Genomic DNA, 12,535 nt, shown 5'->3' on the forward strand with positions numbered 1-12,535 from the left:
CTTGAATATAAAATGAAGATCCCGGTTGCCGAGATCCCTACATCCATCTTACCAAAACTAATTATTAAATCCAGCTAAATAGGTAACTTGAACTAAGTCTTAACATCATATGGTAGATCTATAGAACATTTTAATAACGTCATAAAAAACATTTTATGGATTTCTATCTCGTATTTTTATAGCATTTCCTGTATATTTAACTACAAACTTTTGTGCAATTTATGCAAATGGGTAATTATAGACTTTAACACGACAAAGGAGTGCATCAGAAAAGTGTCCACACTAACTAAAGAATCTACTCAGTCTATCGCTTCACAATATGTTCATTCCGTCTATGAATCCGTAGTCGCTAGAAACCCGCAGGAGAACGAATTCCACCAAGCGGTAAAAGAGATTCTGGACTCACTCATTCCTGTCATCGAGGCTCATCCTAAATATATGGAGAACGGTCTGCTGGAACAATTGGTTGAACCTGAACGTGTGATTACCTTCCGTGTACCTTGGGTGGATGATCAAGGCAAGGTTCAAGTTAACCGTGGATTCCGCGTACAGTTCAACAGTGCTATCGGCCCTTACAAAGGTGGAATTCGCTTCCATCCATCCGTATACTCCGGCATTGTTAAATTCCTTGGTTTTGAGCAAATTTTCAAAAACGCTTTAACAGGTCTTCCGATCGGAGGAGGTAAAGGCGGCTCGGACTTTGATCCAAAAGGTAAATCAGATCAGGAAGTGATGCGGTTCACGCAAAGCTTCATGACCGAACTCTATAAATATATCGGTGCAGACACAGACGTTCCCGCGGGCGACATCGGCGTAGGTGCTCGTGAGATCGGTTATATGTTTGGACAATACAAACGCATTAGCGGAGGTCACCAAGCAGGTGTCCTGACAGGAAAAGGTCTGCTCTACGGCGGTAGCCTTGCTCGTACAGAAGCGACAGGCTTCGGTTGCGTGTACTTCGTGAACGAGATGCTTCAAGCCAAAGGATTAAGCTTCAAAGACAGCACGGTTGTCGTTTCCGGCTCAGGCAACGTATCCATCTACGCGATCCAGAAAGCTCAGGAGCTTGGAGCCAAAGTTGTCGCTTGTAGCGACTCTGGCGGATACATTCATGATCCGGAAGGAATTAACCTGCAAACCGTGAAACGTCTGAAAGAAGAGAATCGTCTACGGATTAGTGAATATGTGAAGGAACATCCTCATGCGGTGTACACCAGTGGTTGTGAAGGAATCTGGTCTATTCCTTGTGATATTGCATTGCCTTGTGCTACTCAGAACGAGATTGATGAACATGCGGCAGCTACGCTTGTCGAAGGTGGAGTAAAAGCGATTGGCGAAGGAGCCAACATGCCTTCAACGCTGGCAGCTATTGACCTCTTCCTCGAAAAAGGCGTCCTGTTTGGACCAGCAAAAGCAGCTAACGCTGGCGGCGTGGCTGTGTCTGCACTTGAAATGTCACAGAACAGCATGCGGTTGTCCTGGACATTTGAAGAAGTAGACGCGAAGTTGCACCAAATTATGAAAAACATCTACACAAGCTGCGTAGAAGCTGCAGAAGAATACGGCTGCTCAGGCAACCTCGTTGTAGGTGCAAACATTGCTGGCTTCCGTAAAGTAGCTGATGCTATGCTGGCTCAAGGTATTGTATAATTCTCCGAAACCTGTATAAACGATGCGAACAGGTTCGTATGGTAATGGTATAAATATGCACTAGATTATGATGTGCATGACAAAGGGCAGCGATCCGTGAGAACGGACGCTGCCCTTACTTTTTACAACCAATTCCAATGAATTCGTATACAAGAACTCTTTTATTTAACGCTGATTAGAGCCTCACCCTGTTCCACCTGAGAAGAAGAATTGATCTGAATATCCGAATACGATGAGGTATTAGATACAATGACCGATGTTATCGTATCATAACCAGCCGCTTGGATAGCCGCAAGATCAAACTCCACGAGCTTATCCCCCTTACGAACGACATCCCCATCGGAGACATACGAGGTGAAATGTTTGCCTTTTAAACTCACCGTGTTGATCCCAATATGGATTAATATCTCTACGCCATCTTCAGATAATAGCCCAATCGCATGTTTGGTCTTAAATATCGTCACAATCACGCCATCAAAAGGTGCATAGGCTACGCCGACACTAGGTTTAATTGCTGCTCCTTGCCCCATTGCGCCAGTTGAAAATGCCTCGTCACTAACTTCCGTTAATGGAATGATTGTACCTGTAAGCGGACTATATACCGTGTGCTCTGTTAACGTTCCTGTTGCAGTCTGTGTAGCAGAATTCGAAGTTGTACCTACAGTAGTATTCGCGACACTTGAACCAACGACAGTTTGCCCCTGCTCTACACCCCTAGTTTAGCCGAAGACGACGCTACCGCAACGGAAGGAGCAGTATTTCTATAACCAAACATATACGTCAGAATGAACCCAAGTACAAAGGCGATAACAATCGAAAGGATGAACCCAATAAATCCGGAATCAATTCCCTGAGGATTAATGAACAATGGAATACCGAACACGCCAGCACCAAAGCCGTACGCGGTAGAACCCATGAAACCAGCCACAGCTCCTGCGATACCACCTGCGATGGATGCCATCACAAATGCCTTTTTCGCTGGCAAGGTTACACCGTAAATAGCTGGTTCTGTTACTCCCATAACGCCTGAGATCGTCGCAGACATCGCAATCGGCTTCAGCTTCTTATCCCGCGTTTTGATTGCAATTGCAAAGGCCGCACCCGTTTGAGCAAAGGTAGTACAGTACAACATCCCATTGATCGGGTCGAATCCGTTGGTTACCAGGTTATTGAGTAGGATCGGTACAAAAGCCCAGTGCAGTCCAAAGATAATAATGGTCTGCCATAGACCCGCCAGCAGCAAGCCAGCAATAATTGGACTAAGCCCATATGTCCACATGGCCCCTTTGGCAAGCAGATCACTGATCAGTGTTGCTACTGGACCTACCGCCATAAAAACAACCGGCGTAATGACCGCTAGTGTAATCAGCGGTACGAGAAACATTTTAATAGAAGAAGGAGATACTTTCGTAAGCCATCTCTCGAAATTTGCTGCCAGATAGGATGCGATAATAATCGGAATAACGGACTGTGTGTAATTGATTAACACAACCGGGATACTCAGGAACGACATACCGGTTCCCGCTGTAGCGGCAGCCGTCATCGTGGGATATACAAGTGCAGCACCGATGGTCGCTGAGATGAAGGGATTACCTCCGAATTTCTTACCTGCCGAGAATCCAAGTATGATCGGGAAGAAATAGAACAATGCGTCTGCGGTTGCAAATAAAATTTTGTATGTGTTCATGTCTTCCGTGAGCCATTTTAATGTAATGAACAGAGCGAGTAAGCCTTTGAGAATACCCGCTGCTGCAAGCACACCGACCACTGGCATAAATACACCGGATACGACATCAACAAAACGGTTGAACAGACCACGCTTTTCACCTGCGTTCCCCTGCTCTGTCGTGGATGCCGAAGGATCCCTGCCCATTGTTTTTAACAGAGATTCATATACCTTGGGCACCTCATTGCCAATGACAACCTGGAACTGACCCCCACTTTCCACAACAGTAAGCACGCCATCAATCTGCTTAATCTCATCCTTGTTCGGAGACTTCATGTCCCTTAGATTGAAACGAAGACGCGTTACACAGTGAATTACACTATTAATGTTATCATTGCCACCAACTGCCCTTAGAATTTCCTTAGCTGTTTTGTCATGATTCATGGTCTATACTCCTTCACATTCATGCTGTAGTGTTGATAAACCTAACTTATACGAACCCATTAGTGATCCTGACTAATTCATTTTGGAGTCTGATGTGCTCGTCCATGCGGCTACCAAGGCTGCGCTGATGCCACCTGCCAGCTTGCCAATGATCATGGCGGTCACCATTGTTCTGTCCATTCCTGCTACAAATCCCAGGTGTCCACCGAGCACAAAGGAGCCACTCACCGCAAAAGCAATACTAATTACTTTACCTCTCGGATTCATATCCTTTACTAGGCGAAACGTCGGAATGTTATGTGCCAGTGAAGCAATAATCCCGGCTGTTGTTGGCGCATCCAAATGTAGCATTCGCCCAGCTCTTGCGAGCGGCTTCTGACAAGTTTTGTTGATCACTGCGACCATGGGGAAAGCTCCTGCGAGCACAATGGCAATGGTGCCGACAATGGTTATCCCTTCAGATAAAGGAGCCATACCCGGAATGATCACCCACCCAGTGAGCGTCTCAACTCCGACAGCCACAAGTCCAATTAAGGAAATCAACGTGATACCGCTTCCAAAATACTTAAATACCTTCACCGTCAGATCTGTATACAGATACAGTGCGAGCATAATGAACACGGATAATATGACGGGTATGATCAAATTTCTTAGAATGATCTCCATCTGAATTCCAGCTACGATACCTCCAACCAAGCATCCAACAGGAATGGTGCTAATGCCAATCAGTACACCTTTAGCAAAATACGGATGATCCTTGCGTTCAACTAAACCCAAGGCTACGGGAATGGTGAATACAATGGTTGGTCCAAGCATCGTCCCGAGAAATACCCAAGAAAAGAGCCCTGCCTCAGCACTCTGAGCCATCTGACTGGCGAGTGCATATCCTCCCATGTCCACAGCTAGAATTGTATTAGCGAAAGATGCCGGATCGGCACCTATCGCTTCATACAGAGGAGATATTACGGGAATGAGCAGACCTGCCAGTGTTGGCGCCAGCGACACAATTCCGACCATAACCAGCGCAAGTGTCCCCATTGACATCATGCCTTCCGTGAACGCCGATCCAAGACCCATCCGATTCCCCAATGCCTTGTCCAATGCACCAAGCACCATGAAGGCGGCAATGACGGTCATGACCATATCATTCATCGACATAACTTCTCCCTTAATACAACTGAACCTTATGATTCGCCGCACTGTCATACGTATCAAATACAAGACGTAACGTCTTCAGATTGTCCAAGCCGCTGGTCTGGAACTCTGCACCTGTGTTCAAACAGTCAATAAAATGACCCTGTAGCTTCCGATGACTATCCTCATAATTCAATGCTGTCTGATCTGCTATGACAGTCTCTACACCAGCATTATCAATGATCGTTAATCTGCCCGTATGATACAGTTTAATGGTTGCTTTATCCCCTTCGATGATGAGCTGTTCCTTATGATTCGGCAGCACCTGTTCTCCCAAAGGCTCCTGTAGCTCCCGCCGTGTAGCCCAGCTCATATCCATCAGACCCATGTAGTCTTCATAACCGATGAGGATCATGCCACTGTCTTCCCCCACGGTATAAGGGCTCACTTTACGAGTCTCCGCATACAATCTGGAGGGCTCACCGAATAAGAACCGCCACGTATCCAGCCAGTGCACACCCATCTCATAGAACAATAATTGCGGCATATCTCTGAAAAACGGCTGTGGAAGCTCTTGATCTGGATCAAACCGTGGTGAATAAAAATCAGTATGAATATAACGAATGGTGTTTAGCTTACCCACTGCATGTTCAAGCAACAGATTTTTGATGATCTGGAACGGCTCTAACCAGCGCCAATTCTCAGTAACCATTAAGCGTACGCCTGCCTGCTCAGCAATCTGAACCATTTCTTCTGCCTCTGCAAGCGATCTCGCAAACGGCTTCTGACACATAATATGTTTGCCGGCGGCTGCCGCCAGCTTCACAAGCTCCAGATGTGTTTCTGGTGGAGTAATAATATCCAGGACATCAATATCAGCCTGCTCCAGCATTGTTACTACATCTGAATACCGATACGCTTCTGGAATGTTATATTGATCTGATTTGTCACTCAGCAATGCTGTATTCTTGTCGCAAATGGCCGTGATCGTTGTATCCTCAATATGCTGCCATGCTTTAATATGTTTTTCAGACCAGTACCCCGTACCCACAATACCAATGTTCCACATACGTTCACCTCATCTATAAATGTAAGTCTTAGAGATGGAGTACAGTTTCAAGCTGTAATTCCCCATTTATTTTTTGGTGCCAATGATGACCACATCATGCTCAAATTCGTGCATCGGCAACACACTATATCCATTCTCGCGATACGCTTCTGTTCGTGCAAAACGACGATGCATGAGATCAATCGTAGTGAACGAATACGCTTCTGCTTCGAAATCTAATCGTACCTTCGTATTCACTGGCACATACAGGATCACGGTATCTTCATTACCTGCTGCCCGAATCTCCTTAGTCTGGTTCAGTACGATATCTAGCGGCTTCACCCCGACCAGATTGTACATATCAAATACATATTTAATGAATGAATAATCCCATGCTCCTTCAAATCGTAACGCCGCTCTCCAGTCGTATGGACTATCGAAGCCCTCGCCTTCCACAATGCCAAAATTCTGCCCTTTTTTATGCCAGCTCCAGATCCCGTGCGCACCATACGTCACGCCTGCTGCACCTCCTGCAAGCAGGCTCTGCCATGCTGCTCGGCGAGCATCCAGCGCCGAATAACGTCCATAGACATTACGACTGTAGCTAATCTGTTCATAACAGGGTTCACCGTTAATAACAGGACGCTCCGGAGTAAGGTTGTAAAAATGCTCTGCAATCTCATGTGAATAATGTTGGAATTCGGAATTGTGCCCGGACTGATACATATAAAAATCAAGTCCTTCATGATTCATGAACACCTCTGGAATCTCCCGAAGTCTTCCCTGTATGTGCAGAGTAGCTACGCTGGATGGACTGATTCGTTTTACCGTGTCCAGTGCGGTTTGATAATAACGATTAGCCAATTCGGATGGAAAATCCGTATCCCCGCTCACCAGATAGATCGGATTAAACGCCGAGAATCGCTTCACCGCATAAGTTACATACGGTTCTACAACCTCCAGCGGCATTTTATTCCCTTGCTGGAACGGAGTTGCCCATGTATCTGGTACATAGTTACACCACAATAGAACCAGTGCAGGTGTGAAGCCTCGCTCAACCGCCATACGTACCATCTCTGTTGCCCGATCAAAATAAGCTTCATTCAACTGACTGTAATCGTACGAACCATCCTCCTGAAGAGCGAACGGCTCCCAATCCAGATCAGATCCACTTGCATCCCATTGGCTTAACACATTCATTTGCAGCACATTAAAGCCCTGCATTTTGCGATAATCGAGATACTCTTCCCATTCTTCTAATGTGGCATTGGTAAATGCACTCCACACCGTATCTGCCAAGTAAAAGAAGGGACTGCCCTGTTCCTCAAAACTTCTTCCGTTCATCGATATCGTTGCGCTCATCTTCTCATCCGTCCTTTCACTTTAGTAGATTCACCAGGAACTAAACTTAACAATTAACCCATATAATTTATTTTGTTTAGTTTATTTTAGTAATTTAAACATAATAATAAGATCTTTAAGCTTAATGAATGCGTTTCACAATTGAATATTAGCATCACAAAGATAAACAGTCAATCACAATTTTAGTTTAAACCTTCGCATTTTAGTTAAGTTTAGTTTAGTTATGAGCTAAAATTTCAGCTTAATTCATGGTATACTTAGGACATGCAGGCCATTTAGGAGGTTGTATATTGAAAATTGATGATATTGCGCGGCTTGCGGGGGTATCGAAGGCTGCGGTCTCACTTGCGTTTAACAATAAACCTGGGTTAGTGAACAGACCCGAGAACATATATTAGATATTGCTCAGGCACACGGGTATAGACCGAGAACATTGAAGTCCGATAAGGAAATTCAGAAACCTCATGCCATTATCCGTTTTGTCGCCTGTAAAAATGCAGACATCGTTACCGAACATTATGATTCATTACCTTTTTTCAATGAGTTAATTCATCATATTACCGATCAAGTGAAGCAGCATGGGAATACCTTGGTCATCTCTTCCATTGATATACAGAATCTACATCATGAATTACTGGCCTTGGAAAAGGATCAGCCATCCGCTGGCATTCTGCTATTAGGTACCAATCTCACGCCAGATATGATCGAGCCTATACGATCTCATCATGCTAATGTGGTCATTTTGGATACGTGCTTTGAATATATGGATGCAAGCTTTATCTCCATTAATAACAAGCTTGGTGGTTATCAAGCAGGTCAACATTTAATTAAACTTGGACACCGTCGAATAGGTTATGTTCGGTCGCATACACGCATCGTCAATTTCGCGCAAAGGGAAGAAGGCTTTAACGCCGCTCTTCGTGAGCATCAGCTCGCGGTAGAGGATGGATTATTTTTCGATATGCATCCCATGCGCGTTATGCCACAGGAGGGATTCCAACAGTCGATTCAACAGCTGGCGGAGTTACCTACAGCTATATTTTGCGAGAATGATTACATTGCCATCAGTGCGATTAAATCACTACAGAATATAGGCGTGCGTGTGCCTGAAGATGTGTCGGTGATGGGGTTTGATAATATCTTTGAAGCCAAAGTTATCAGCCCCGAATTAACCACCGTGCATGTCAAAAAGGATATGTTAGCCAAGAGCGCTGTGAAGCTATTGATGGAAAAGATCGATCATACGGATGCAAATGCAGTCCAAATAGTTGTGAATACCGAGATTGTTGAGCGAAGATCTTGCATACCTGTTGTGGTCAAAAATCAAAAGTAACGTTTTTTGAACATCCTCTTAAAGGAAGTGTACAATAATGTCTAACCAATCCTTCGTCAACACGGAGGCACCCCTGCATCTGAGCGCAGACTGCGAGCAATGTTTTGGCTTATGCTGTGTGGCACTGCCGTATGGCAAATCTTCCGATTTTGCTTTTGATAAATCCAGTGGCACGCCTTGTCCGAACCTCCGCAACGATAATCGATGCGGCATCCATACAGAACTTAGACAAAAAGGATTTAAAGGTTGTACGGTATACGATTGTTTTGGAGCGGGACAGAAGCTCTCACAGCTTACATATGCAGGTAAGGACTGGCGAAATCACCCCGAGCTTGCTTCAGAGATGTTCGACTGCCTACCTGTCATGAGACAGCTACAGGAAATGATGAGCTATGTGAATGAGATGCTGGCGTATCCTGAAACAAAATCGATCCATTTACGTCTCCGTGAAAAATATCAAGAAACAGAGCAACTCACATTACTGGAGCCGGCAGCCATTTTACGGCTGGATATCCCGACTCACCGAGCCAGTATAAGCGAGCTCTTGCTGCAAGGAAGCGAGATGATCCGTACCCAAGCGACCTCCAGCATGAAACAAGCAGATAAGTCATCAGGTCATGGAAAATCCAAATCGAAGTCCAAAATAAATAAACGTGCCGGTGGAATGGACTATCTAGGCGCCAACCTCAAAGGAGCAGATCTTCGTGGTAACAGCTTCAGGGGAGCGCTTATGATCGCGGCTGATCTTCGCAATGCAGACCTAAGAACAGCTGACTTCATAGGTGCGGACTTACGCGATGCAGATCTTGGTGGGGCGGATCTGAGAGGCAGTCTTTTTCTAACACAGTCACAGCTTAACTCAGCCAAGGGAAATAACGCGACAAAGCTGCCCTCTCATGTGAAAACGCCTGAGCACTGGACTGCATAAGATTAAGTGTATCGCATGCATACATGCTTATCTTGAGAGGTACGAACCCCATAACAGCCATATGAAACTCAGCAGCACTGTCTGATGACCTGATGAGACAAATAAGAGCCCGTCCTTCAATCAAGCGAAGGACGGGCTCTTTTGTATGAACTTCACCCGCCCCTACTCTGTTCAAGCGTGAGTATGGTGGTAAAGCTCTTTTTTCCATAAAGTCTAAACTCGTTGATTAGAGCAGATCACGACGAAGCTCTTCAGCGGATTTAGGAGACAGGTGACCCAGTGGAATATCAAACACTGTTTTGGCACCTTTGTGACCTTCAGCGCTCAGGCGATGTGCAGCTCTTGCATATGCAACCAGTACACTTGCTGTGAACTCAGGGTTGCTATCCAATTTCAAGCCAAATTCAATAATTTGCTTGGAAGCTGTACCCGTTACTCCACTGCGAATCACGAATCCACCATGCGGCATACCTTCGTGTTCAGCTTTCAATTGCTCTTCCGTAATAAAGGTTACCGTTGTATCATAGTCAGCAAAATAGTTCGGCATGGATACAATCGTTTCACGGATCTCATCCTCGTTCGCTCCTGCTTCAGCCACAACGTAACATTGTCTCAAATGTTTCTCACGCGTAGACAACTCTGGCGTTTCACCTGCACGAATACGGTTAATTACTTCTTCTACAGGTACAGTGTACTGAACTCCGGCTTTGACACCTGGTACACGACGAATCGCATCGGAGTGACCTTGGCTAACGCCAGTTCCCCAGAATGTATATTCTTTACCTTCAGGCAGAATGGATTGTGCCAACAGACGATTCATAGAGAACAATCCTGGATCCCAGCCCGTAGAGATGACACTTACATGTCCACCTTGCTCGGCAGCGGCATTAACCTCTGCATAGAATTCAGGGATTTTCGCATGTGTATCGAAGCTATCTACCGTGTTGAATAGACGTGCAATGACAGGTGTCTGCTCCGGAAGATCTGTAGCCGAACCTCCACACAGCAACATCACATCAATTTTGCCTATGTATTGCTCAGCGGCAGAGATATGTTCGAAACGAGCGGATGTATCTTCGCCTACCATCTGCTCTGGATCACGGCGTGTAAATATAGCAACCAGTTCCATATCATAGTTTTGCTTAATTGCTTTCTCAACGCCTCTACCCAAGTTACCGTAACCCACAATACCCACTTTAACCATGTTCAATCCTCTCCTGTCTTCGTCAGTAGTTGTCTATCTTTCTATAAAGATATAACATACCATGTAACCTGTTGCGTTTCCAGTTCTAAATGAAAAAAACCTTACATTTATGTGGCAACAGCGCCACCAACAATGTAAGGCATGATGTATCATATGTTCCATATTGAGTTGTTCCAGCTATCAAGATTCAGCCCACGTAAGTGTAAGCTCAATCGTACCTTCCTTGCTCGCCAGGGCTCCGCCAATCAATGACCATTGCTGCTTCGTTTCAGGATCAGTCCCTTGAATAATAATGTTTTTGTCATCCAATGTCTGACCTGCATCGGTTAATTTTTTGGCTTCGAAATAGTCCTTATACATCTTGGAGACTGTCTTCATATCCTGCTCCGTGGTGTAGATCACCATAGCTGTCTTCTTACCATCATTGTCACCAGAGTTGGCTAGTTGAATACGAGCATCATCTGGCATAGGGAAGTCTGTTGGCAAAACTTCAGGTAACTCTTGAGTACCTTCTGCTGCTACGTTATCTCCACCAGCCTCGGAAGTGGTCTGCTCATCGGTATCCACAATCTCCGCTGTACCATCCGGGGAACTCACTTCCGCTGTGGTTGCTTCGTTATTCGCCTCATTATTCACTTCACCCGCTGACTCCGATGATTCAGAATTCACCTGTCCTGTATCCTGTGCTGGCTGTTCTGTCCTGCCGCTACAAGCACTTAGGGCAATAACCATTGCTACAGCAGCACACATCATGAGATGCTTCTGAGGTATTTTCATTATGTTCACTCCTTATGTTGTGTATGTTGGACTAAGCAATATCGTATACATATTCTGCTCAGTCGATGTAATGTGGACTTATCCTTGAGTTGACTTAACCCACATCTACATTCATTATTTGGTTATCTCTCCACCCCCTTACCCTAATTAAAGATCTAAGAAACCTAAGAAATCCTATCCTACAATCATTACGATGAACTCATCGTAAGAAGATGTGATGAATGTATATATGAAGCTGCTTCAACGTACGTTGAGGCATACAGCATCATGACAGATAGTGCTGCGATGGATAGTAAGAAGCTGACCAGAAACCAAGCTAGGAATCCGCCCATCACCTTTACCTTCATCCCTCTTCCTCCTTCTCGGCTATGATTCAATCAAGCCACAATTCGCTTATTCATATAACTCCAGGTTCAGTGAAGATTTCAGATGCTCATAAACTTGTGTAAACTCTTCAACCAAGGTTGAATCTTCTGGATCAGAAGCAAGCCTTATTCCACCTGAATGTAACGTCCTAGATGTATTCACTTGTACATGACCCCTGTTAAACTCATCTATTCTTTCCGTTGGCAGATAAGCCTGCCTCGTTTGAACGTCCTGCACCACCATGTAGCCCGCCCCGACAAATAACAGAACACCTGTTACAACCATCACACCGCCAACAATTCGAATACCTCTACCCAGCAATCTATCCATTCTCGTCCTCCCCATGCAACTTGATATCCGTTCCGAATCCATGCTAAGCCAAGACTCCTTATGTATGTATTAATCCTAACCCATGTTCTCATGGCAAGAAACGATCCAGAGCCTAGTCTAATCCCCAACTTTAGTCTAGTATGTAATCCTGCCCGGGATCGTTGAAAAGAACTAAAAAACCGCAAGTTCCCGTCACTCCTAGGAAACTTGCGGCATATTGCATTCGAATTATTGCGATTGAACTAAAATATTTACACTGACCACTCCAATGACAGAACAACATTCCGATCGCT

The 12,535-nt window shown here is 45.1% G+C and carries 9 protein-coding genes and 3 pseudogenes; 3 read left to right on the top strand and 9 right to left on the bottom strand.

Translation table 11 applies throughout. From position 1 onward, the window contains the following. Positions 1–273: 273 nt before the first annotated feature. Positions 274–1,650 carry an NADP-specific glutamate dehydrogenase gene (gene gdhA, locus DMB88_RS22255; RefSeq protein ID WP_128103104.1) on the top strand — a complete coding sequence of 459 codons (1,377 nt, stop codon included), beginning with the start codon at positions 274–276 and terminating at the stop codon, positions 1,648–1,650. 161 nt (positions 1,651–1,811) lie between these two features. Here gdhA and DMB88_RS22260 read toward each other — a convergent pair. From DMB88_RS22260 to DMB88_RS22280, 5 genes and pseudogenes are all read right to left on the bottom strand, one after another. Further along, positions 1,812–2,243 (bottom strand): annotated as a pseudogene (locus tag DMB88_RS22260) (PTS glucose transporter subunit IIA); the annotation flags it as partial. 164 nt (positions 2,244–2,407) lie between these two features. Further along, positions 2,408–3,760, bottom strand: a pseudogene (locus tag DMB88_RS22265) (PTS transporter subunit EIIC); the annotation flags it as partial. A 72-nt stretch (positions 3,761–3,832) separates the two neighbouring features. Beyond that, entirely contained in the window at positions 3,833–4,918 is a 1,086-nt protein-coding gene (gene eutH, locus DMB88_RS22270; protein ID WP_128103107.1) for an ethanolamine utilization protein EutH, read from the bottom strand. A 10-nt stretch (positions 4,919–4,928) separates the two neighbouring features. Continuing rightward, positions 4,929–5,963, bottom strand: coding sequence for a Gfo/Idh/MocA family protein (locus DMB88_RS22275; protein ID WP_128103108.1), 1,035 nt, complete (start codon positions 5,961–5,963; stop codon positions 4,929–4,931). Positions 5,964–6,029: 66 nt separating this feature from the next. Further along, positions 6,030–7,304, bottom strand: a complete 1,275-nt coding sequence (locus tag DMB88_RS22280) for a glycoside hydrolase family 140 protein (RefSeq protein WP_128103109.1) — start codon at positions 7,302–7,304, stop codon at positions 6,030–6,032. A 290-nt stretch (positions 7,305–7,594) separates the two neighbouring features. On the opposite strand from DMB88_RS22280, the pseudogene DMB88_RS22285 reads away from it, so the two are divergent. After that, positions 7,595–8,637: pseudogene (locus DMB88_RS22285) on the top strand (LacI family DNA-binding transcriptional regulator). Positions 8,638–8,674: 37 nt separating this feature from the next. After that, positions 8,675–9,565: a pentapeptide repeat-containing protein gene (locus DMB88_RS22290; protein ID WP_128103110.1), complete on the top strand. Its 891-nt coding sequence runs from the start codon at positions 8,675–8,677 to the stop codon at positions 9,563–9,565. Positions 9,566–9,791: 226 nt separating this feature from the next. Here DMB88_RS22290 and DMB88_RS22295 read toward each other — a convergent pair whose 3' ends face one another. The 4 genes from DMB88_RS22295 to DMB88_RS22305 form a co-directional block, all read right to left on the bottom strand. Then, complete coding sequence (locus tag DMB88_RS22295) at positions 9,792–10,775, bottom strand: diaminopimelate dehydrogenase (RefSeq protein ID WP_128103111.1); 984 nt, start codon at positions 10,773–10,775, stop codon at positions 9,792–9,794. A 174-nt stretch (positions 10,776–10,949) separates the two neighbouring features. Further along, positions 10,950–11,546: a hypothetical protein gene (locus tag DMB88_RS22300; protein WP_128103112.1), complete on the bottom strand. Its 597-nt coding sequence runs from the start codon at positions 11,544–11,546 to the stop codon at positions 10,950–10,952. Between the two features lie 188 nt (positions 11,547–11,734). Next, the gene (locus DMB88_RS30335) at positions 11,735–11,893 is read right to left on the bottom strand and encodes a hypothetical protein (RefSeq protein ID WP_164848766.1); all 159 of its coding nucleotides are present in this window, start codon (positions 11,891–11,893) and stop codon (positions 11,735–11,737) included. Between the two features lie 46 nt (positions 11,894–11,939). Next, the gene (locus DMB88_RS22305; protein ID WP_128103113.1) at positions 11,940–12,242 is read right to left on the bottom strand and encodes a hypothetical protein; all 303 of its coding nucleotides are present in this window, start codon (positions 12,240–12,242) and stop codon (positions 11,940–11,942) included. Positions 12,243–12,535 lie beyond the last annotated feature (293 nt).

It is taken from the genome of Paenibacillus sp. DCT19, assembly GCF_003268635.1.
Taxonomy (GTDB): Bacteria; Bacillota; Bacilli; order Paenibacillales; family Paenibacillaceae; genus Paenibacillus.